The following is a 23,300-nucleotide window of genomic DNA, read 5'->3' on the forward strand; positions in this document are numbered from 1 at the left end:
TCTAAAACCGCACAGGTTTGTTATGATCCCGGCCCTTCGTCATGGTCTTTTTCGAGTAGCCCCAATGTCCGATCGCAGCGTCCGCCTTCAAGCTCTCAAGCAAGCTCTCAAAGAGCGCATCCTGATTCTCGACGGCGGCATGGGCACGATGATCCAGAGCTACAAGCTCGAAGAGCAGGATTATCGCGGCAAACGCTTTGCCGACTGGCCGAGCGACGTCAAGGGCAACAACGATCTGTTGGTGCTGACCCGCCCGGACGTGATCGGCGGCATCGAGAAAGCCTACCTGGACGCCGGCGCCGACATCCTCGAGACCAACACCTTCAACGCCACGCAGATTTCCATGGCCGACTACGGCATGGAAGAACTGGTCTACGAACTCAACGTAGAAGGCGCCCGTCTGGCGCGCAAGGTCGCCGACGCGAAAACCCTCGAGACCCCGGACAAGCCGCGTTTCGTCGCCGGCGTTCTGGGCCCGACCAGCCGCACCTGCTCGCTGTCGCCGGACGTCAACAACCCAGGCTATCGCAACGTTACCTTCGATGAACTGGTGGAAAACTATACCGAGGCCACCAAAGGCCTGATCGAAGGCGGCGCCGACCTGATCCTGATCGAAACCATCTTCGATACCCTCAACGCCAAAGCCGCGATCTTCGCCGTGCAAGGCGTGTTCGAAGAACTGGGCTTCGAGTTGCCGATCATGATTTCCGGCACCATCACCGACGCCTCCGGCCGTACCCTGTCGGGCCAGACCACCGAAGCGTTCTGGAACTCCGTGGCCCACGCCAAACCGATTTCGGTCGGCCTGAACTGCGCCCTCGGTGCCCGCGAACTGCGTCCGTACCTGGAAGAGCTGTCGGACAAGGCCAGCACCCACGTTTCGGCGCACCCGAACGCCGGCCTGCCGAACGAATTCGGCGAGTACGACGAACTGCCGGTGGACACCGCCAAGGTCATCGAAGAATTCGCCCAGAGCGGTTTCCTCAACATCGTCGGCGGTTGCTGCGGCACCACGCCGGGCCACATCGAAGCCATCGCCAAAGCCGTTGCCGGCTATGCGCCGCGGCAGATTCCGGACATTCCCAAGGCTTGCCGTCTGTCGGGCCTAGAGCCGTTCACCATCGATCGCAGCTCGCTGTTCGTCAACGTCGGCGAGCGGACCAACATCACCGGTTCCGCGAAATTCGCCCGCCTGATCCGTGAAGACAACTACACCGAAGCCCTGGAAGTCGCCCTGCAGCAGGTCGAGGCCGGCGCCCAGGTGATAGACATCAACATGGACGAAGGGATGCTCGATTCGAAGAAGGCCATGGTGACCTTCCTCAATCTGATTGCCGGCGAACCGGACATCTCCCGCGTACCGATCATGATCGACTCCTCGAAATGGGACGTGATCGAAGCCGGCCTCAAATGCATCCAGGGCAAGGGCATCGTCAACTCGATCAGCATGAAAGAAGGCGTCGAGCAGTTCATCCATCACGCCAAACTGTGCAAGCGCTACGGCGCCGCCGTGGTGGTGATGGCGTTCGACGAAGCCGGCCAGGCCGACACCGAAGCGCGCAAGAAAGAGATCTGCAAACGCTCCTACGACATTCTGGTCAATGAAGTCGGCTTCCCGCCAGAAGACATCATCTTCGACCCGAACATCTTCGCCGTGGCCACCGGCATCGAAGAACACAACAACTACGCTGTGGACTTCATCAACGCCTGTGCCTACATCCGTGACGAGTTGCCGTATGCCCTGAGCTCCGGTGGTGTGTCCAACGTATCGTTCTCGTTCCGCGGCAACAACCCGGTGCGCGAGGCGATCCACTCGGTGTTCCTGCTGTACGCCATCCGCGCGGGCCTGACCATGGGCATCGTCAACGCCGGTCAACTGGAGATCTACGACCAGATCCCGCAAGAACTGCGCGACGCCGTTGAAGACGTGATCCTCAACCGCACCCCGGAAGGCACCGACGCCCTCCTCGCCATCGCCGACAAGTACAAGGGCGATGGCAGCGTCAAGGAAGCCGAGACCGAAGAATGGCGCAGCTGGGACGTCAACAAACGTCTGGAGCATGCGCTGGTCAAGGGCATCACCACCCACATTGTCGAAGACACCGAAGAATCCCGTCAGTCCTTCGCACGCCCGATCGAAGTGATCGAAGGCCCGCTGATGTCCGGCATGAACATCGTCGGTGACCTGTTCGGCGCCGGCAAAATGTTCCTGCCGCAGGTGGTGAAATCCGCCCGCGTGATGAAACAGGCTGTGGCGCACCTGATTCCGTTCATCGAACTGGAAAAGGGCGACAAGCCGGAAGCCAAGGGCAAGATCCTGATGGCCACGGTGAAGGGCGACGTGCACGACATCGGCAAGAACATCGTCGGCGTGGTACTGGGTTGCAACGGCTATGACATCGTCGACCTGGGCGTGATGGTGCCGGCCGAGAAGATCCTGCAGGTGGCCAAGGAGCAGAAGTGCGACATCATCGGCCTGTCCGGCCTGATCACCCCGTCGCTGGATGAAATGGTCCATGTGGCCCGCGAGATGCAGCGCCAGGACTTCCGCCTGCCGCTGATGATCGGCGGCGCGACCACCTCCAAGGCGCACACGGCGGTGAAGATCGAGCCCAAGTACAGCAACGACGCGGTGGTCTACGTGACCGACGCCTCCCGCGCCGTGGGCGTGGCGACGCAGTTGCTGTCCAAGGAACTGAAGGCCGGCTTCGTCCAGAAGACCCGCGAAGAGTACATCGACGTCCGCGAGCGCACCTCCAACCGCAGCGCCCGCACCGAGCGCCTGAGCTACGCCGCCGCGATCGCCAAGAAGCCGCAGTTCGACTGGGCCACTTACACCCCGGTCAAACCGACCTTCACCGGCACCCGCGTGCTGGACAATATCGACCTCAACGTCCTGGCCGAGTACATCGACTGGACGCCGTTTTTCATCTCCTGGGATCTGGCCGGCAAGTTCCCGCGCATCCTCGAAGACGAAGTGGTCGGTGAAGCGGCGACCTCGCTGTACAACGACGCCCGCGAGATGCTGACCAAGCTGATCGACGAGAAACTGATCAGCGCCCGTGCGGTGTTCGGCTTCTGGCCGGCCAATCAGGTGCACGATGACGATATCGAGTTGTACGGCGATGACGGCAAGCCGATGGCGCGCCTGCATCACCTGCGTCAGCAGATCATCAAGACCGACGGCAAGCCGAACTTCTCCCTGGCCGACTTCGTCGCGCCGAAGGACAGTGAAGTGACCGACTATGTCGGTGGTTTCATCACCACCGCCGGGATCGGTGCCGAAGAAGTGGCCAAGGCTTATCAGGACGCTGGCGACGATTACAACTCGATCATGGTCAAGGCCCTCGCCGACCGTCTGGCCGAGGCCTGCGCCGAGTGGCTGCACCAGCAGGTGCGTAAGGAGCACTGGGGTTACGCCAAGGATGAAGCTCTCGACAACGAGGCGCTGATCAAAGAGCAGTACTCCGGCATCCGCCCTGCTCCCGGCTACCCCGCGTGCCCGGATCACACCGAGAAGGCCACGCTGTTCGCCCTGCTCGACCCTGAGGCCCAGGAAATGCGCGCCGGTCGCAGCGGCGTGTTCCTCACCGAGCACTACGCGATGTTCCCGGCGGCAGCGGTCAGCGGCTGGTACTTCGCCCATCCGCAGGCGCAGTACTTCGCCGTGGGCAAGGTCGACAAGGATCAGGTGCAGAGCTACACCTCGCGCAAAGGCCAGGAACTGAGCCTGACCGAACGCTGGCTGGCGCCGAATCTGGGTTACGACAACTGATCCTGCCCTAACGCAATATCCCTGTGGGAGCGAGCCTGCTCGCGAAAGCGGTCTATCAGCCAACACTTATGTTGAAGCTGATGGCTTCTTCGCGAGCAGGCTCGCTCCCACAGTTCGTTTTGCGGTGTTCTCCGGACGGTTGGCTATGCTTGTCTGACACACACGGCAGACGGGGGATTTATGGACGATCCAGTCGACAACAAGCCACCGACGTTCTGGCAGATGCTGCATAGCGTCATGGCGGCGGCGTTCGGGGTGCAGAGCGGCAAGAACCGGGCGAGGGACTTCACCCACGGCAAGCCCAGCCATTTCATCTTCTTGGGTATCGCGTTCACGGCGGTGTTCGCTCTGACGCTGTTTGGCATTGTGCAACTGGTGGTGCATCTGGCGGGCGTCTGACGGCCCTAGTGCATCAGGGTCTGCAGATTGAACGGGTAGCGATACGAAACCGGGCGCCCTTTCGCCGAGAGCTTGCGAAATTGCACGCCGTAGTCCGGTGAGGCGCCCATTGCAAGGATTCGGCGGGCATGATCCCTGTCGATCAGTTGCAGCAACGGAATCTGCCGATCCCGGCCTCCATACTGATTCAGATCGACGCCTTGCGCGTGATCATGCAGCTCGACCAGTGCCCAGCCACCCAGGGTGAAATGCCCGCCGAGCAACGCGCTCAGGCGTCCGTCGACCACCGCCTGCAAAGCTTCGGGCGAGGTGTTGACCGCGCTGAACAGCACGTCCTTGCCCGGCAACTTGCCGGCCTCGGACGCAGCACGCATCGCGCCGAAGGCCATTTCATCATTGGCTGCCCATACCAATGAAACGTTGGGATAGCGGACCAGCAACTGCTTCGCCTGCTCGTAAGCCCGTTGCTGGGTCCAGCCGCCATAGACCAGTTGCCGCAAACGTACCTGCGGATTCTCCGCCAGGGCCCGCTGCATGCCCTTTTCGCGCAATTGCGCCGATGGCGTGATCTTGAGGCCGGAAAACGCCAGCAGATCGATGCTTTCACCGGGCGCCACGGGCGGATGCAGGCGAATCAGTTCCTTCATCATCAGGTAGCCGCCCTCCTCGTCGTTGGGCACCAGGCTACCAATGCGATCCGCGCCCTCTGTCACCAGTGCCTGCTGGTTGGACGTCAGTCCCGAGTTGACAATAAAAAGCTTCACACCACTGCTGTTGGCCAAGCGCAGAATCTGCGGTGCCACGTACTGTTCGTTGACGAACACCAGATAATCCGGGCGCTCAGGCCCCTGCAGGGCCAATCGCGCCTGCGCCAGGGTCAGTTCCGGCTGGCGCTGGGCATAAAGGATGCGCAGGTCGATCCCCAGATCCCGGGCGGCAGCCTGCATGAATTGCGAGTAGCTGACCCAGAATGCTTCCTGCGTCGAGCCCGGATTCAGGAACAGCACCGACTCCGCGCGCGCGCAGGTACCGAAAACCGCGCCGAACAGCAGCAGGCTGAGGTGGAAAAACTTGAACATGAATCATCCGGGCCCAAGGAAAAATGGCCGCGCATTATAGCCATTGATCACCTGGCCTTTGGCGCTTGATCCCGCCTTTTGTCCGACAATCGTCGCAAGCGGGGCCCGGACGAGTCGTTTTACTGATGGCTGACCCAGAATACCGCCGTTCCAACGACCAGAATGATCAGGAACAGAATCGCCCAGGCATCGACGCTGCTATCGCTTTTCCTTGCTTTGGTTGGGTTGCTCATTGCATCGCCTCTTGTCGGTTTTATCGGTGATTGCAGAAAGACTCGACCACAGTTAAGACGATGATTGTCCGCACGACAAATGTGGTTTAGTTGACAGTGATTCTTGTTAGGCGATTTGGTTCTTTACATATACTCAAACATCACTTTTGCGCATAACTGCAAACGGGTATATTGCCCCGGCTCCGTCAGGGAGTGCGCGGCCGTGCGCGCAGAATTGCAGAGGAACCATCGGACTCCAGCAAGCGAAAACGCAGCGTTTTCCGAGTGGCCAAAGCCTGAGAACAGGACTTATATGTACGTATACGACGAGTACGATCAGCGGATCATCGAGGACCGCGTCAAGCAGTTCCGTGATCAGACCCGACGCTATCTGGCAGGTGAGCTGAGCGAAGAAGAATTCCGCCCCCTGCGCCTGCAGAATGGCCTGTACATCCAGCGTTTCGCGCCGATGTTGCGAGTGGCGGTGCCTTACGGCCAACTGACCTCGCGTCAGGTGCGCATGATGGCCAAGATCGCCCGCGACTATGACAAGGGCTACGCCCACATCAGTACGCGGCAGAACGTGCAGTTCAACTGGCCGGCGGTCGAAGACATCCCGGACATCCTCGCCGAACTGGCCACTGTGCAGATGCACGCCATCCAGACCAGCGGCAACTGCCTGCGCAACGTCACTACCGACCAGTTCGCCGGTGTTGCAGCCGACGAGTTGATCGACCCGCGTCCGTGGTGCGAAATCGTTCGTCAGTGGACCACGTTCCACCCGGAATTCGCTTACCTGCCACGCAAGTTCAAGATCGCCGTCAACGGTTCGACCTCCGACCGTGCGGCCATCGAAGTCCACGACATCGGCCTTGAGCCAGTGCACAACGCCGATGGCGAGCTCGGCTTCCGTGTGCTGGTCGGCGGTGGTCTGGGTCGTACCCCGGTGGTCGGTGCGTTCATCAACGAGTTCCTGCCATGGCAGGACCTGTTGAGCTACCTCGACGCGATCCTGCGGGTGTACAACCGCTACGGCCGTCGTGACAACAAATACAAGGCGCGGATCAAGATCCTCGTCAAGGCGCTGACGCCGGAAGTCTTCGCTCAGAAAGTCGATGCCGAAATGGAACACCTGCGCGGCGGCCAGACCACGCTGACCGAAGCCGAAGTGCATCGTGTGGCCAAACACTTCGTCGACCCGGACTACAAGGCGCTGGAAAACCAGACCGCCGAACTGGCCGCCCTCGACAAAGAGCATCCGGGCTTCGCCCGCTGGCGCACCCGCAATACCCTGGCACACAAGAAGCCGGGCTATGTGGCCGTGACCCTGTCCCTGAAGCCGACCGGCGTTGCACCGGGTGACATCACCGACAAGCAGCTCGACGCCGTCGCCGACCTGGCCGACCGCTACAGCTTCGGTCAACTGCGCACTTCCCACGAGCAGAACATCATTCTGGCCGACGTCGAGCAGAGCCAGCTGTTCACCCTGTGGGGCGAGCTGCGCGAGCAAGGTTTCGCCACGCCGAACATCGGCCTGCTGACCGACATCATCTGCTGCCCTGGCGGTGATTTCTGCTCGCTGGCCAACGCCAAGTCGATCCCGATCGCCGAATCGATCCAGCGCCGCTTCGACGACCTGGACTACCTGTTCGACATCGGTGAACTGGACCTGAACATCTCCGGCTGCATGAACGCCTGCGGTCACCACCACGTCGGCCACATCGGCATCCTCGGTGTGGACAAGAAAGGTGAAGAGTTCTACCAGGTCTCGCTCGGCGGCAGCGCCAGCCGTGACGCCAGCCTGGGCAAGATCCTCGGCCCTTCCTTCGCCCAGGAAGACATGCCGGACGTGATCTCCAAACTGATCGACGTGTACGTGGAACAACGCACCGAAGACGAGCGTTTCATCGACACCTACCAGCGTATTGGCATCGACCTCTTCAAGGAACGCGTCTATGCAGCGAATCATTAAGAACAACGAGGTCGTCGACGAAACCTGGCACCTGCTGCCCAAGGATTTCAACATCGACGAAATCAGCAACTGTGACGACCTGATCGTCCCGCTGCAGCTGTGGCGTGAACACGCCCGCATGCTCAAGGCCCGCGATGGCGGTCTGGGTGTGTGGCTGGACGCCGATGAAGAAGCCGAAGAAATCGGTGACGACGTGAACGAGTTCCAGGTGATTGCCCTGAACTTCCCGGCTTTCACCGATGGCCGCAATTACTCCAACGCCCGCCTGCTGCGTGACCGCTACGGTTTCAAAGGTGAACTGCGGGCGATTGGTGATGTGCTGCGCGACCAGTTGTTCTACATGCGCCGTTGCGGTTTCGATGCCTTCGCCCTGCGCGCGGACAAAGACCCGTACGACGCCCTTGAAAGCCTCAAGGACTTTTCGGTGACCTATCAGGCCGCCACTGACGAACCGCTGCCGCTGTTCCGTCGCCGCTGACCGCCTGCCCCGGGCCCTTGTCGAAGGGCCCGGGGCCTCTGTTCAGTCCTATTTCGTTCCTAATCTGTTGGGCCCCGAGGTGGCCGGCAATGGCAGCCCTGGATGGCGTGCCAATGCCGCATTGGTCAGTTGCTTGCGCAACTCCAGGCTTTCATTTCTGAAGTTGTCGTAGATTGTCGTCATTTGCTGTGCGGCGGCTTCGCGAGACAGATTGGCCTGAGACTCCAGCAGGGAAAAAGCCCGCGCACAGCGATCCAGAATCTCGGCAAACACGTCCTGACGACTCGTCCACAAATACTCGGCCCAGAATTCCTGCCGGCTGATCGAGTTTGCCAATTGCGCAGTATTTTCGGCCTTGACCACCTTTTGATAGGCTTCATCGATCTGCTCATCGCTGACCTCGACGTCCAGCCGCACATTCAGCTCAGTCGGTTGCGCAGGCAGCTCCAGCCGCTCTGCCAGTCGCACCCGGTAAATCAGGTTGATATCCAGAGCCTGGCGCAAGGTCAGCGATTCCGTTCTGGCGCGACGCGCCGTTTCCAGGACAACCTGTTTTTCAAGCTCCTGCAATCGAAACAGTCCACGCAACAGACGAATCAGATCACCCTCTAGCGCCTGACTGCCGGTGCGAGCCGCTACCAAAGCCCTGAAGCACAGAACCCTGACCTCCAGATCGCTAAATAACGCAGTGGCATTGGCGGTACTCACACGCCCTTCTCTGGCCATCCGAAACAGCACACGACGCAGCCTGTCGTTTTCACAGGCGGCCTCCAGCACGTTCCATACCCGCTGCCCAAGCTGGGTGCGGGTGTGGAAATAATCGGCCGTCCCTCGCAATTGCATGAGCATCTCGAAAAAGGCCCGGGAATCGGGATCAGCCGACAGCGATAACAGGACCTCCTGCGCCCGCGCAATCTGCGTCCTCGGCAACCCGCTGACCCACCCGGCACCCTGCATATCGACAGCCGGTCGTACCGTAGCGAGGTAGTCAGGGGTGATCACACCCAGGCTGATACCTTGCACTCGCTGATAATCGGCAAGGGCCTGAAGGCTGGCCACGGACAGCGGATTGCCGTCGATATGGGTGCCTCGATTGAGCACGGCGCGCGCCTTGAACACAGAATCCGGAACCTCGACGATTTTGTTGTTGCGCAGATCCAGGGTTTCCAGGTGCGTAAGCGCGTCGATGTCCGCCGGCCACTGGGTGATTCCCGTATGGTGCAGATCCAGGTGGCGCAAATTGCGCATCCCTGCCAACGCGGGCACTTGGCCCAAGTCTGGATTCAGACTCAGGTTCAACGAGTGCAGGTGTGTTTTGCTACCCAGCTCCTGCGCTGCTCGTTCGCTCAGGCGAATTTCGTTGTTACTCAGATCCAGCTCCGTGAGTCCCGACATGTCCGCAACGACCTGAGGGATGCGGGTCAGTTCGTTTCCTGAAAGGTTCAGCGCTCGCAGCCGGGTAAAGTTGCGCAGAAATGCATTCAGTCCTGAACTCGCCCCCACACCACTCATCTGCAACGCCGTCACATGGGTGAAATCACCGACGACCACCGGCAGATTTCCCAGCGGAACCGCATCGAAAACAAGGTTGTACAGGTTCTCACCGGAAGGTGCGGGCGTCTGGTCTTCCTTGCGCCACGCACGCAGGATCGCCTGCGCCGCGCGCCTCTTGGTATGGAAAGGAACCCTCAGCCTCATGCCATCGCCGTCGTGATACCACGTTTCGCGATGAACCCACCGCTCAAGCGTGTCGAGGATTGTCCGGTATTCCTGACGCATGTCCTCAAGCTTTCGAATGGCCAGCACTTCGTCAGTCCCAAGCGTCGACACAAAGCGCTCAATCTGCGCCATTGAATGCGCGGGATACAGCCGTCGGGCACGGCGTATCAACACGGACGATCGATGCGGCATCGGGTGAGTGGGCGACCCCGCCTGCACAACCGATTGTTCGACTTTCCGATCCGCCAGCCCCATGGGAGACCGATAGTCGGCATGCGGAGCTTCCATTCCCAGCACCTTCGCGTAGGCCACACGTCGCTGCAGTGCCAGCGCGGTTATTTTTTCTCTCAGGCCCGTGCCATCCAGATCCGCATCGACGCCAATGGCTTTACGGCTGTGTGACGGAAGGCTTTGCCACAATGCCTGGAAAAAATTCGTCCGGGTACGCCCCGGCTGCCTGGAAACGACGGCATGGCTCGAATCCAGGCCCTGATAGCGTTCAGGGTAAGCCTCGAGCAACGCCTGATGTTCAGCGCCGTCAGGACCGATCGTGGCTCGTTGATCGGCAAATACACCCCAATCCAGTATTTCGATAAACACATCACCAGGCCAACCTGGCAAGTGCGTCAAGGTGTCGAGTATCAACATATCCGCATCGCGCCCGCTGGCGGCGTCCAGATACAACGCCTCATAAGCGCGGTTCAGACGCAGGACCTGCTGATATCGCCGTGCTTCTTCCGCCAGACGCAGCGGAACGGTACCTGCGTCAAGCTGCGCCCATTCATGCGCATCGGCATGATGCGCCAACTCGTCGGCGACGCTTGCCGACAACCCCGGAAAGGCCTTGACGATCGGCTCGCTCCTGGAAAGTTCGCAGACGTCCGCGCGCCGAAACAGTCGATCCATCATTGCCATGCGCATGCGGGGCGCCAGCCCGGCAATGTGCATCCCGAGCAGCGCGCTCTGATTGTTGGGCTCTACGGTGGCAGAACCCAGCAGATGCGAACGCTCACTGTCACTGAGCGCTGCCAGCAACGGCGGATAAAACCGGCCGTCGCGCATGAGATCTTCATTGATTTTTACCTCGCGGGTGCCTTGGGTCCCACCGTATCGGGCCACTTCGTTGGCCATGATATCCGTCACGCTGATTGCCAGATCCCGCGGCCAGCGGCCCGTTGCTGTCAGCAAGTACAGCTGCAGATCGGCATCGGCCAGCGGCGCGGAGGCAGCAACGGCCATCTGGTCCATGAACCGGGTGACACCGATATCCGCACGAAAGCGCCTGACCGAATCAGTCAGGATCGCCATGGGCTTGCCACGCTCGACAAACAGCCGGCGCATGGCGGCTTCGTCGATCCCGGTTGCGGCGATGATTTGTTCGGCACGGGTGTCCGAAATCTGTTCTTCACGAAAGCCCAGCCGACGGAACAGCGTCAGCGCATTCCACTCGTGAGGCAGCTCCGAGTCATGCCGCCAGGCGCCCGCACCATTGGACTCAAGCAATGGCGAATAACGTTTGGGCAATGTGGGGTTATGCACCTCCCACAGACTGGTGCCGCTCAACGGACGCACCGCGTAAGCATCGGGCCCCAAGGGCAGATAACCGTCCTCGCCGCGCCAGACCAGACCTTGTGCATCGGTCGACATACTGCTCGGCATCGACTCCTGCTGGCGGTAAGCGCTCATGTCTGGATTCCACAACCGATGCGACAGGTTGTCAGCCACCGGCACATGCTCAAGGCCCCTGATGAAATTCGACGAGCGCACGGTTTTAAAGGCTTTTCCCACCGCTACGCCGCCGGTGGCGAACCCCGCCATCAGGATCAGGTTTTCAAGCGTGTCAAACAGGCAGTCGGCGGCATGTTCCTGATCGCCGTGGGCCCAACTGTCAATGCCTTCATATATTTCGTTGAGCAACTGCAAGCCGGCCACGGCACACAGGACTTGACCCAGAACCGGGACAAATGAAAGGAAGAACAGCGCGGTGTTCAGCCCGATGGTCTTATAAGTGTCCAGCCTCGCCAGTCGGGTTTTCTCGTCTTCGTCGTCGGTCGGCACCACCAGCAGACGGGCGTCGGCGCAAACCTGCGCGGCACGGTGCTGGAAGATCGCCAGAAACAGATCCTGTTTTGCATCACCTTCAAGATCGATACCTGTCAGGGGCAGAAACGTCGTGGAGATCGGGAATTGATTCGGCTGGACTTTCAACAACCTTACATCCAGTCCTTTAAGGAACGCCGGACGATCCTTCATCGTAATGAAGCGCGAAAAAAAACGGTGGAACCGGGCGTCACGCAGACGCCCGCTCAATTCGAGTTCGAACCTCTGAAACGACGGGTATTCTTTCAACGGGTGATCAGGATCGCCTGGCATATAGATCACACAGCGGTAATCGCTGTCGGCATGCTCGCTGACCGGGCCGATGAACATTGGGCCCCTGAGCGTCACGCCGAGCATTTCAAGGCTTTGAAATCCAAGTGTGTTGTTGCCCAGTTTGATCGACGGTTCCTGGTTCTTTACCGAATTCAGCATCTGATAGACATCGGGGCTGATGTAGCCGCGCATCAAAGCAATGTGCCGATCAACATCAAACTGGTCTTTCGAGTACGTTACCGAAGTAGCCTGCAGACTTGCGACTTGACTACCGCCACCAAAAAAAGTCTTCACATGTTTTTGATATTGCTCGCCAAGATCCAGAAAACGGCACAGTCTGGCGAATTCGTTGGGCCGCATCGACAACACACGACTGGATCGCCCTGTTATCTGTTCCGGAATATAAAGCAAGGAATGTTCGTGATAGTTGCTGGCCAGCGTTTCCGATAATTCGAAATTTTCGCAGGCAGCCATCAGTAAATCGCGTTCGATGGGTAATACCAGTTTCTTGCGCAGGCCCAAAAGGCTGGAGGTGGAACGCACATGCTGAAAAATCGCTCCCTCGACCTCGAAAGGTTCACCCAGTTTCTCACTCATCGCCTTGGCCAACAGCGGCGTACAGAAGCTTTGTGGAGATTTAAGTGCGCGCAGTTGCTGCAGTGCCGCATGTCGCGACTTAAAACTTTTTTTCAAACTTTCGTAGAGGTCATTGCGAACCGTCTCAGCCGACGTCAGCAACCAGGAAGGAATCTGTTTTTTATACAGTTCAAAAAAGACACCTTGTTGATCAGGCGTCATGGCAGGCAAACTTGATTTACTACTTTCAACATCCATGTTTAGCAACTTTATTCTGAAGTGGACATTCAGAATAAAGTCGAAAGACCTTTGAATACAGCGCGCTTATTTGATGAGTTCGTCACTTAAAACAGCAACATTATCAAACTTCAAAATATCTATATACCGCACTGTCTTGCGTTGAAAATGCATCGCGCTCGCGGGGCGAAAACCTCGCGAGCGTGCGCAATTGTTACCAGAAACGCTGCTGGGTCAAGCGGCTCCACCAGCTCAGCAACACGCGATCCACCGAGCCGCTGGCCGCCATGCCGATACGCTCCTGCAGGCTTTTGCGTTCGGCGTAGTGCAGGTGATAAACCTCGGACTGCTTGGCACGCTCGGCCAGGTATTCGTCACTGGTCTTGAGCTCATCGACCAGTTGTTTTTCCAGTGCGGCGATGCCAAGCCACACTTCCCCTGTAGCAACTTCGTCGATTGCCAGCTGTGGGCGATAACGAGCGACGAAGTTCTTGAACAGCTGATGGGTAATGTCCAGGTCTTCCTGGAATTTCTCCCGGCCCTTCTCGGTGTTTTCGCCGAATACAGTGAGGGTGCGTTTGTACTCGCCGGCGGTCAGCACTTCGAAATCGATGTCATGCTTTTTCAGCAGGCGGTTGACGTTGGGCAACTGAGCCACCACGCCAATGGAACCGAGGATGGCAAACGGCGCACTGATGATCTTCTCGCCGATGCACGCCATCATATAGCCGCCGCTGGCCGCGACCTTGTCGATGCATACGGTCAAGGGCACGCCGGCTTCACGGACGCGCGCCAGTTGCGACGAGGCCAGACCGTAGCTGTGCACCATGCCGCCGCCGCTTTCCAGGCGCAGGACCACTTCGTCCTTCGGTGTGGCCAGGGTCAGCAGCGCGGTGATCTCGTGGCGCAGACTTTCAGTGGCCGAGGCCTTGATGTCGCCGTCGAAGTCGAGCACGAACACCCGAGGTTTGGCTTCGGGTTTCTTTTTCTGTTTCTTCTCGGACTTGGCCTGGCCCTTGCGCAAGGCCTTGAGCTGATCCTTGTCGAGCAGGGTCTGCTCCAGACGCTCACGCAGGCCTTTATAGAAATCGTTGAGCTTGCTGACCTGCAACTGGCCGGCCGATTTGCGCCGGCCCTTGCTGCGCAATGCAGCAAAACTTGCCAGCACCACCAGAATGGCGATGACCAGCGTCACGGTCTTGGCCAGGAAACTGGCGTATTCAGTCAAAAACTCCACAGAGACTCCTTCAAACGATCCACGGTCGTAAAACACGCGCGGGAATTGGCTCCAGCATACCCATGCACCGGCCCGTCGGCCAGCCGTGAAACCTCTGGCAACAAGGCTGGAACGGGCATTTCAAACAAGCGTATGTTTTTTCATTGACAGCTCACCGTCATCCCCATAACCTCGCCACAACCTTCAACGTACCGGGATGACGCGGACGTGGGCAGCATCTACTTGATTCGACATGGCCAGGCCTCCTTCGGTGCAGACGACTATGACGTCCTGTCGCCGACCGGTGTACGCCAGGCAGAAATCCTCGGCCGCCACCTCGCCGAACTCGGAATCAGCTTCGACCGCTGCCTGTCGGGCGATCTGCGCCGCCAGCAACACACGGCCAACAGCGCGCTGGAACAGTTCGCCGCCGTCGGCCTGCCGGTTCCGGTTCTGGAGATCGACTCGGCCTTCAACGAATTCGATGCCGACGCCGTGATCCGCGCCCTGCTCCCGGCCATGCTGCCGGAAGAGCCCGAAGCGCTGGAGATTCTGCGCAACGCCGCACAAAACCGTGGCGAGTTCCAGCGCATCTTCGCCTTGATCATCGAACGCTGGCTCGCCGGCACCTACGACACACCGGGCCTGGAAAGCTGGCTGGCTTTCGTCGAGCGGGTCCAGGCAGGTCTGCACCGAATACTTGAACAAGCCGACAACACCCAGAAAATCGCAGTGTTCACCTCCGGTGGCACGATCACCGCCCTGCTCCACCTCATCACTCAAATGCCTGCCCGGCAGGCCTTTGAACTGAACTGGCAAATCGTCAACACCTCGCTCAACCAGCTGAAGTTCCGCGGTCGCGAGGTGGCTCTGGCTTCCTTCAACAGTCATGCGCATCTGCAACTGCTGAAGGCCCCGGAACTCATCACCTTTCGCTGAGTCCGGATTACTGTGACCCTGCTGCAATCAACCAAAAAGGATCGAACCATGACCTCCGTAGCTGATGCCGTAAAAGCAATGCAAGCCAAGTTCAACCCAGCCGCCGCTGCCGGTCTGGATCTGGTCTTCGGTTTCAACATCACTGACGAAGACAAGCAATACGCCCTGATCGTCAAAGACGGCACCTGCGACATCCAGGAAGGCGAAAACCCGGACGCCAACTGCACGCTGGTGCTGGACAGCGAAACCCTCAAAGGTATCGTCAGCGGCGAAACCGACGGCATGCAGGCTTTCATGGGCGGCAAGCTGCGCGTTGAAGGCGACATGATGCTGTCGATGAAACTGTCCGAGCTGTTTCCGGCGTAAGATCGCGGCTCCGATATTGCGGAGCCTGTCTGATAAAAAAATCCCGTACTTGTAACGGGATTTTTTTATGGTTTGAAAAAATCGGGTCGGTCAGTGCCGAGGGCGTTCAGCCTCGTCCATCGCTCTGAATTCCTGTAGGTATTCAGCATCTGCTTCCTGGTCAACCGAAACCTTTCGCGCACTGTTGTTGTCGATCAGATCACCTGTCTGCGCATCCCTGCTGAAAGTGATCACAAAACGTTGCCCATCCAATTCAAGATAAAGGTTGTATAGATCAACTGGCTTGTCAGGCTGATCGAACTTGCTGACCCAATATCTGACACGTTGAGTCAATTGTGGCGGATGGTTGATCAGCGAGTCCGTATTGATTTCGGGAAAGTCATACTCGAGCGCAACCCCTGCAATCGCCACCAGATCCTCATTCATCTCTCGTGTTACAGGCAGTGGTTTGTTGCGCAGCATCGTGTCGACGCTGATTTCTGCTGGCGTCCCTGTCGTGCGCCGGCGGTACATTCCGCTTTCGAACCAGCGAGATGCATCGAAACGATTGTCTTCAGGGCTCCAGAGTCCGTAATTCATCATCACTTTTGAGGACATGTCGTCTTCCTTGCCAACCAGAAAATAGCCAATGCCTGCCACCACAAGAATCAGGGCGGTTACGGCGAAACACTTCGATAGTCGTGTTGTGGTCGTCATTTGACGGGTTTGTATTCGCATAGCTTTTTTGGAACGCCATCCGGCGTATTACCGGATCGAACGGGGTGGACAGCGCCTTCGGCATCCAGAGGATAACCAAGGGTGCTGTTGTACTGATCTCGTCCCTGAGCCTGTTTGAGCAATGCAGCATCTCTCTCCGACAAGGTTTTTTTCGGAGCAACGGGAGCGGTTTCGTGCGGTAACTGCGCTTCGGGATTTTTTTGCGCCGTTCGATGAGCAGCCAGGCGTCGCTGATAGTCACTCAGTTGTTTGCGATAAGCACGGCTCGCCGCCTTGTCGGCTTCCTGGCGGGCAGGTGCTTTCTCGACAGCCTGACGATCCTCGTCGGTTCCATAGGTCTGGTCATACAGACTGCGTCGCGGAAATGCCCACACAACGGCACCGGTCGCATTCGCCATAATCTGCGCCAGACTGCGTTCGTAGTGGGGATCCTCGTTTTCTCTCACCGTCAAATCAGCATCGATTCCCAGCCCGGTACGACAGGCGTAGGAATAGATCCTGGCTCCATAAGCGAAAGCATCGGGTGTAAACATTCGGGCCTGGGCGTCGCGCAAGCGGTAACTTTCACGCTTGTCGAGTTCATAACCAAACTCGATAGCACCCACCACGCCGTGTGAGAAGAAATCCATCTGCTTGATTTCACGCCCCCTGCGCTTGCGCGAAACCACAAAATCGACCAGTTGCGAGATATTGTCGTATTCGCGGTACTCGGCCTTATAGCGTTCCGTCACGATCTTTTTGACTTCGGCGAGAAGTTTCGGATCGTATTCATCCTTGAAGATGAGAAATGCTCTTTGCACGGAATAATTCGGTGTGGGCTCAGGATAGTTTTTTATTTGCCGTATACCCTGATTGATGAAGTTCATCATGTTGCCGCGCTGACCACGGATATTGGCCATGAAACTGATGTAGGAAGCCCCCACCACCGTCACATAATCCTGGGCGAGCGTACCTTTGACCTGAGTCGTCCCATGCTGGTCAGTGGTCTGGGCCTGTTTCTTTTTCGGTGCTGCCACGCGTCACCCTCCTTAGTAATCGATACCCAAAGCATCCAGATGCGCAGCTGCTTCCTTGCCCCATTGCACGGTTATGGAGGTCGGATTGGCGGTAAACACTCGCGCGGCATTGCCGTGGTTATCGGTGTGGCCGACCAAACGCTGGCCATCACCGGTTTCGATGCAATAAAGCATATCGGGAATGGCATCGCCGGTGTTCTCGTCCACCAACTGGAAGCGTTCGCTATGTTTAGGCACTGTAACGATCGGGGTGAAGGGAGCCTCGCCCACCTGCGTGCCGACAAAAACGTCGCCGGAGCCGGTAATGATCATTCCGCCATGGGCTGTGGCGCTGCCGAGGAAGGCGATTGGCTTGCCGTTGATCAGGATGTTGCCGATGCCCTCGGTGACGGAATCACCGCAGGCGGTGGTATCACCGACTCGCAGCACAGGCATGCCATTGATGTTCACATTGGGTGAACCGCTGGTGCTGGGGTTGGTACTGTGTCCAGTGATCGGGCAGGCATTGAGATCGCTGAGGCGCGCGGCAGGTTTTGCCATCATCTACATCCTTGTATGAGCGGAGCCGGGAAATTTACCGGATCTGCTCCGTGGGTGAAAGTCTGCCCTCCTGGCTGCCCGTTTCTGCCGTGACCGGTGTCACAAACGACGACGCCAGCAGCTCCCGCGTATACGGGTGCCGGGCCGAATGGAATAACCCGGCCGTTTCGCCACGTTCCACCACCTCGCCATCCTTCATCACGATCAGATCGTGGGCCAGCGCGCGCACCACCGCCAGGTCGTGGCTGATGAACAGATAGGTCAGACCGTATTCCTCCTGCAACCGGCGCAACAGCGCAACGATCTGCTTCTGCACCGTGCGATCCAGCGCCGACGTCGGCTCATCCAGCAGGATCAGATCCGGCTTGAGCACCAGCGCCCGGGCGATGGCGATGCGTTGCCGTTGCCCGCCGGAAAACTCGTGGGGATAGCGATGACGCGTCGCCGGATCGAGCCCGACCTCCTTCAGTACATTGATCACAGCCTGCTCGCGCGCCTGCGCATTCAAGTCGCTGTGCACCTGCAAACCTTCGGCAATGATCTGCTCCACACACAAGCGCGGACTCAGGCTGCCGAACGGGTCCTGAAACACCACTTGCAGGCGTTTGCGCAGCGGACGCAATTGCTTGCCGCTCAGTCGTTCAAGCGCCTCACCCTTGAAGCGGATGCTGCCGTCGGCGTCGATCAGGCGCAGGATCGCCTGACCCAGTGTGGATTTACCCGAGCCTGATTCGCCAACGATGCCCAGGGTCTTGCCCCGTTGCAGGTTCAGATCGATGCCATTGACCGCGTGCAGATAAGTCTTGGCCCGCAGCCATCCGCCACCCAGCGGAAAGCGCACATTCAGATCGCGAACCTCGAGCAAATCCTCCGCCGCATCACGACACAGTGCCGCACCGCCGGGTTCGGCGTTGAGCAATTCGATGCTGTAGGGATGTTGCGGCGCACGGAACAACTGCTCGCAGCTCGCCTGTTCGACGATTTCGCCTGCACGCATCACCGCCACCCGCTGGGCGATGGTGCGCACCAGATTCAGGTCGTGACTGATGATCAGCAGCGCCATGCCCAGCCGCTGTTGCAGCTCCTTGAGCAGCAACAGAATCTTGCGTTGCACCGTGACATCGAGGGCTGTGGTCGGCTCATCGGCGATCAGCAACTGCGGTTCGCACGCCAGCGCCATGGCGATCATCACCCGCTGCCGCTGCCCGCCGGAGAGTTGATGCGGATACGCCTTCAGCCGCTCGCGCGGTCGTTGAATGCCGACCAGTTCCAACAGTTCCAGAATCCGTTTGCGCGCCGCCTCGCCCGCCAGGCCTTTGTGCAGCGCCAGGCTTTCGCCGAGTTGCCGCTCGATGTTGTGCAACGGATTTAGAGAACTCATCGGCTCCTGAAAAATCATCGCGATGCGGTTGCCGCGCAGTTGCCGCAGATAGCGCTCGTGCACCCCCAGCAATTCTTCGCCGCCATAACGGATGCTGCCGTCTATCTGCGTGATGCCCGGGTCCAGCAGTTGCAGGATGCTGTGGGCCGTCACCGACTTACCGGAGCCCGACTCGCCCACCAGCGCCAGACATTCGCCCGGGCAAATGTCGAGGTCGATGCCGTGCACCACTTCCTGCCCGTTGAACGCCACCCGCAAGTCGCGTATTTCGATCAGATGTTCACGCATATCAAGTCCTGGGGTCGAAGGCATCACGGCAGGCTTCGCCGATGAATACGAGTAGAGAAAGAATCAGTGCCAGGGCAAAAAATGCCGTCAGCCCTAACCACGGTGCTTGCAGATTGTTTTTGCCCTGACCGATCAACTCGCCCAGCGAAGCGCTGCCGGCGGGCATGCCGAAGCCGAGAAAATCCAGCGCCGACAACGTCGCAATCGCTCCGGTCAGAATGAACGGCAGATACGTCAACGTCGCACTCATGGCGTTAGGCAGAATGTGCCGCACGATCACCTGTGCATCGCCGACACCCAGCGCCCGCGCCGCTTTCACGTACTCGAGCCCCCGACTGCGCAGGAACTCGGCGCGCACCACGTCCACCAGACTCAGCCACGAAAACAGGGCCATGATCCCCAGCAACCACCAGAAGTTCGGCTCGACGAAGCCCGACAGAATGATCAGCAGATAGAGCACCGGCAGCCCCGACCAGACCTCCAGCAGACGCTGCCCGAGCAAGTCGACCCAACCACCGTAATAGCCCTGCAAGGCACCGGCGGCGATACCGATCAACGCGCTCACCGCCGTCAACGCCAGGGCGAACAACAGCGAGACCCGCGTGCCGAATATCACCCGCGCCAGCACGTCCCGCGCCTGATCGTCGGTGCCCAGCCAGTTTTCAGCGGTGGGCGGGCTCGGGGCCGGTTCAGTGAGGTCGTAGTTGGCCGTGTCGAAACCGAACGGGATCGGCGCAAACCACATCCGTCCGCCCTGCCCCTCGATCAGTTCACGCACCTGCGCGCTGCGGTAGTCGGGCTGGAACGGCAGCTCGCCGCCGAAATCCTGCTCGGTGTAGCGCTTGAACGCCGGGAAATACCACTCGCCCTGATACGTCACCAGCAACGGTTTGTCATTGGCGACCAGTTCGCCGCCCAGGCTCAGGCCGAACAGCGCGAGAAACAGCCACAACGACCACCAGCCGCGTCGATGGGCCTTGAACCGCGCCCAACGGCGCTGTCCGATGGGAGAAAGCGTCGGCATCAGGCAGTCCTCGCGGTGAAGTCGATGCGCGGATCGACCAGCGTGTAACACAGGTCGCCCAGCAGTTTTATCAAGAGCCCGAACAGGGTGAAGATGAACAGCGAACCGAACACCACCGGGTAATCCCGCGACACTGCGGCTTCGTAGCTCAGGCGGCCGAGACCGTCGAGGGAGAAGATCACTTCGATCAAGAGCGAGCCGCCGAAAAACACCGTGACCAATGCCTGAGGCAATCCGGCCACCACCAGCAACATCGCGTTGCGAAACACGTGCCCGTACAACACCTGTCGTTCACTCAAGCCCTTGGCCCGGGCCGTGACCACGTACAGCCGCGAGATTTCATTGAGAAAGCTGTTCTTGGTCAGGATCGTCAGCGTCGCGAAACCGCCGATCACCAGCGCACTGACCGGCAACACCAGATGCCAGAAGTAATCGGCAACCTTGCCCCACAGCGACAGCTCGGCGAAGTTGTCGGAGACCAGCCCGCGCACCGGAAACCAGTCCAGCGCCGTACCGCCGGCGAACACCACGATCAGCAGCAGCGCAAACAGAAACCCCGGCATGGCGTAGCCGATGATGATCGCCGCGCTGCTCCAGACATCGAACGCCGAACCGTTGTGCACCGCCTTGCGAATCCCCAGCGGGATCGACACCAGATAGGTGATCAGCGTCGCCCACAAACCCAGCGACAGGGTCACCGGCAGCTTCTGCCAGATCAGTTCGGTCACCGTCGCGCCACGGAAGAAGCTCTTGCCGAAGTCCAGTTGCGCGTAGCTCTTGAGCATCAGCCACAAGCGCTCGCCAGCGCTTTTGTCGAAGCCATACTGCCGCTCGATCTCGGCCACCAGTTTCGGATCCAGGCCCCGAGTCGCGCGGGACTCGCCGCCAATGCTTTCGACATGGCTGGCACCCAACGCCGCACCGACACCGATCCCCTGCAATCGGGCGATGGCCTGCTCGACCGGGCCACCGGGCGCGGCCTGCACAATCACGAAGTTCACCAGCAGAATCGCCAGCAAGGTCGGCACGATCAGCAGCAGACGCCGCAGGCTATAACCCCACATGGGCGTACTCCTTGTGCTGTTGCTGCATCTGCGTCGAGGTCAGCGCGGTCGGGCTGATTTCCCACCAGGTGTCGAGTCCGGCGTCGTACAACGGCGCAATTGCCGGGCGACCGAAGCGGTTCCACCAGACCGTGGAAATCCCCGGCGGGTAATAGTTGGGAATCCAGTAGTAGCCCCACTGCAACACCCGATCCAGAGCATGGGCGTGGCGCAGAAGGCTCTCGCGATTGTCAGCCTGCACCACGCCTTCAAGCAGCGCATCCACCGCCGGGTCGCGCAGCACCATGTAGTTGTTCGAGCCTGGATCATCGGCGCCGTCGGAGCCGAAGTAGTTGAACAGCTCGCGCCCCGGTGCCTGACTCACCGGGTAACCGACGACGATCATGTCGTAGTCGCGGCTGCGCACGCGGTTGGTGTATTGCGCGGTGTCGACCTGACGGATATCGAAGCCGATGCCGATCTGCGCCAGGTTGCGCTTGAACGGCAGCAGCAGGCGCTCGAAACCCTTTTGGCCGTTGAGAAAGGTGAACTGCAACGGCTCGCCGGCGGCATTCACCAATTGATCGCCACGGGGTTTCCAACCGGCGGCCTCCAGCAGTTTCAATGCCTGCAACTGTTGCGCGCGGATGTTGCCGCTGCCGTCGGTGCGCGACGCTTCGAACACTTGACTGAAGACTTCATCGGGAATCTTGCCGCGCCACGGTTCGAGGATTTTCAGTTCTTCGGCATCCGGCAGTTCGGTGGCCGACAACGCACTGTGGGAAAAGAAGCTGCGCTGGCGCAGGTACATGCTGCGCATCATCTGCCGGTTGCTCCATTCGAAATCCCAGAGCATGGCAATCGCCTGCCGCACCCGACGATCCTGAAACATCGGCTTCTGCAGATTGAACACAAAGCCTTGGGCACCTTGCGCGGCGCCGGGTGCGAGGTGTTCGCGCAGCAACTTGCCCTGTTCCAGCGCCGCCCCGGCATAACCGATGGTGTAACTGGTGGCGGAGAACTCGCGGTTGTAATCGAAGCCGCCGGCCTTGAGCACTTGTCGCGACACGTCGGTGTCGGCAAAAAACTCCACGCTCAACTGATCGAAGTTATAGAGCCCGCGCGTGATCGGCAGATCCCTGGCCCACCAGTCCTTGATCCGCTGGAATTTCACGCTGCGTCCGGCATCCACCGCGCTGACCTTGTACGGCCCGCTGCCCGGCGGAATCTCGAAACCTGCGCCATCGGCGAAATTGCGCGTGCGCCACCAATGCTCGGGCAGCACCGGCAACGTCGCCAGATCCAGCGGCAAGGTACGGCTCTCGTTGTTCTTGAACACGAAACGCACCTGAGTCGGCGACTCGACCTGCACCTCGGCGACATCGCGAAACTGCTGGCGATATTTGAGGCTGCCCTGAGTGGTGAACAACTCGAAGGTGTAGCGCACGTCTTCGGCGGTGATCGGCGTGCCGTCCTCGAACCGGGCCTTGGGGTTGAGGTAAAAGCGCAGCCAGCGCCGGTCCGCGTCCAGCTCCATCTGCTGCGCCACCAGACCGTAGACGCTATAAGGCTCGTCCTTGCTGCGATAGGCCAGCGGCGCGTAGAGCCAACCGTCGATGTCGGCGACGCCGGTGCCTTTGTCCATGTAGGGAATCAGGTGATCGAACGGACCACTCTCCAGCGAAGAGCGGCGCAAGGTTCCACCCTTGGGCGCGTCGGGGTTGGCGTAGGCCAGATGATGGAAGTCCGGGGCGTATTTCGGGGCTTCGCCGTAGACCGTGAGGGCGTGCTGGGGCGCGGCGAAACTGAGCGGGCTCGACAACACGAAGATGCTGAAAAGCATGAGTCTGGAGAGCATCGGCAAGATCCTGATAATTGGGCGCCTCGATGGCCCCATCGCGAGCAGGCTCGCTCCCACAATGGTTCGCAATGAACACAAAACACCTGTGG

16 protein-coding genes are annotated in these 23,300 nt (G+C 59.4%); 6 read left to right on the plus strand and 10 right to left on the minus strand.

The annotated features are described in order from the left end of the window. The first annotated feature begins 64 nt into the window (after positions 1 to 64). Entirely contained in the window at positions 65 to 3,775 is a 3,711-nt protein-coding gene (metH, locus tag CAF76_RS03240; protein WP_085646799.1) for a methionine synthase, read from the plus strand. 180 nt (positions 3,776 to 3,955) lie between these two features. Beyond that, a complete protein-coding gene (locus CAF76_RS03245) occupies positions 3,956 to 4,174 on the plus strand; it encodes a DUF2970 domain-containing protein (RefSeq protein WP_007959515.1) in 219 nt (72 codons plus the stop codon). A gap of 5 nt (positions 4,175 to 4,179) precedes the next feature. Here CAF76_RS03245 and CAF76_RS03250 read toward each other — a convergent pair whose 3' ends face one another. After that, positions 4,180 to 5,253, minus strand: coding sequence for an ABC transporter substrate-binding protein (locus CAF76_RS03250; protein ID WP_085646800.1), 1,074 nt, complete (start codon positions 5,251 to 5,253; stop codon positions 4,180 to 4,182). A 525-nt stretch (positions 5,254 to 5,778) separates the two neighbouring features. Here CAF76_RS03250 and CAF76_RS03255 point away from each other — a divergent pair. After that, complete coding sequence (locus CAF76_RS03255) at positions 5,779 to 7,437, plus strand: nitrite/sulfite reductase (RefSeq protein ID WP_085646801.1); 1,659 nt, start codon at positions 5,779 to 5,781, stop codon at positions 7,435 to 7,437. Continuing rightward, on the plus strand, positions 7,421 to 7,915 hold the full coding sequence (locus tag CAF76_RS03260) for a DUF934 domain-containing protein (protein ID WP_007959510.1): 495 nt from the start codon (positions 7,421 to 7,423) through the stop codon (positions 7,913 to 7,915). The genes CAF76_RS03255 and CAF76_RS03260 overlap by 17 nt, the downstream gene beginning before the upstream one ends. A 48-nt stretch (positions 7,916 to 7,963) precedes the next feature. Here CAF76_RS03260 and CAF76_RS03265 read toward each other — a convergent pair whose 3' ends face one another. Both CAF76_RS03265 and sohB read right to left on the minus strand, forming a co-directional pair. Then, positions 7,964 to 12,841 (minus strand): dermonecrotic toxin domain-containing protein, encoded by a 4,878-nt coding sequence (locus tag CAF76_RS03265; protein WP_085646802.1) that lies wholly within the window; start codon positions 12,839 to 12,841, stop codon positions 7,964 to 7,966. Between the two features lie 193 nt (positions 12,842 to 13,034). Beyond that, complete coding sequence (sohB, locus tag CAF76_RS03270; RefSeq protein ID WP_064597046.1) at positions 13,035 to 14,057, minus strand: protease SohB; 1,023 nt, start codon at positions 14,055 to 14,057, stop codon at positions 13,035 to 13,037. 207 nt (positions 14,058 to 14,264) lie between these two features. On the opposite strand from sohB, the gene CAF76_RS03275 reads away from it, so the two are divergent. Both CAF76_RS03275 and CAF76_RS03280 read left to right on the plus strand, forming a co-directional pair. Beyond that, the gene (locus tag CAF76_RS03275) at positions 14,265 to 14,975 is read left to right on the plus strand and encodes a histidine phosphatase family protein (protein ID WP_085646803.1); all 711 of its coding nucleotides are present in this window, start codon (positions 14,265 to 14,267) and stop codon (positions 14,973 to 14,975) included. Between the two features lie 48 nt (positions 14,976 to 15,023). Next, complete coding sequence (locus CAF76_RS03280) at positions 15,024 to 15,341, plus strand: SCP2 sterol-binding domain-containing protein (protein ID WP_007959502.1); 318 nt, start codon at positions 15,024 to 15,026, stop codon at positions 15,339 to 15,341. 90 nt (positions 15,342 to 15,431) lie between these two features. On the opposite strand, the gene CAF76_RS03285 is transcribed toward CAF76_RS03280, so the two are convergent. From CAF76_RS03285 to CAF76_RS03315, 7 genes are read right to left on the minus strand one after another with little or no spacing between them, the layout of a single operon-like run. Next, positions 15,432 to 16,037 carry a hypothetical protein gene (locus CAF76_RS03285; RefSeq protein WP_085646804.1) on the minus strand — a complete coding sequence of 202 codons (606 nt, stop codon included), beginning with the start codon at positions 16,035 to 16,037 and terminating at the stop codon, positions 15,432 to 15,434. Further along, a complete protein-coding gene (locus tag CAF76_RS03290) occupies positions 16,034 to 17,074 on the minus strand; it encodes a hypothetical protein (protein WP_085646805.1) in 1,041 nt (346 codons plus the stop codon). Before CAF76_RS03290 ends, CAF76_RS03285 begins: the two co-directional genes overlap by 4 nt. 12 nt (positions 17,075 to 17,086) lie before the next feature. Then, positions 17,087 to 17,614 carry a PAAR domain-containing protein gene (locus CAF76_RS03295; protein WP_064381302.1) on the minus strand — a complete coding sequence of 176 codons (528 nt, stop codon included), beginning with the start codon at positions 17,612 to 17,614 and terminating at the stop codon, positions 17,087 to 17,089. A 34-nt stretch (positions 17,615 to 17,648) separates the two neighbouring features. Further along, on the minus strand, positions 17,649 to 19,283 hold the full coding sequence (locus CAF76_RS03300) for an ABC transporter ATP-binding protein (RefSeq protein WP_085646806.1): 1,635 nt from the start codon (positions 19,281 to 19,283) through the stop codon (positions 17,649 to 17,651). Position 19,284: 1 nt separating this feature from the next. Next, positions 19,285 to 20,307: an ABC transporter permease gene (locus CAF76_RS03305; RefSeq protein ID WP_085646807.1), complete on the minus strand. Its 1,023-nt coding sequence runs from the start codon at positions 20,305 to 20,307 to the stop codon at positions 19,285 to 19,287. Further along, the gene (locus CAF76_RS03310; protein WP_085646808.1) at positions 20,307 to 21,371 is read right to left on the minus strand and encodes a microcin C ABC transporter permease YejB; all 1,065 of its coding nucleotides are present in this window, start codon (positions 21,369 to 21,371) and stop codon (positions 20,307 to 20,309) included. The genes CAF76_RS03305 and CAF76_RS03310 overlap by 1 nt, the downstream gene beginning before the upstream one ends. After that, positions 21,358 to 23,208 carry an extracellular solute-binding protein gene (locus CAF76_RS03315; RefSeq protein ID WP_085646809.1) on the minus strand — a complete coding sequence of 617 codons (1,851 nt, stop codon included), beginning with the start codon at positions 23,206 to 23,208 and terminating at the stop codon, positions 21,358 to 21,360. Before CAF76_RS03315 ends, CAF76_RS03310 begins: the two co-directional genes overlap by 14 nt. Positions 23,209 to 23,300: the final 92 nt, after the last annotated feature.

This window comes from Pseudomonas sp. B40(2017) (assembly GCF_002112855.1).
GTDB lineage: Bacteria > Pseudomonadota > Gammaproteobacteria > Pseudomonadales > Pseudomonadaceae > Aquipseudomonas > Aquipseudomonas pharyngis.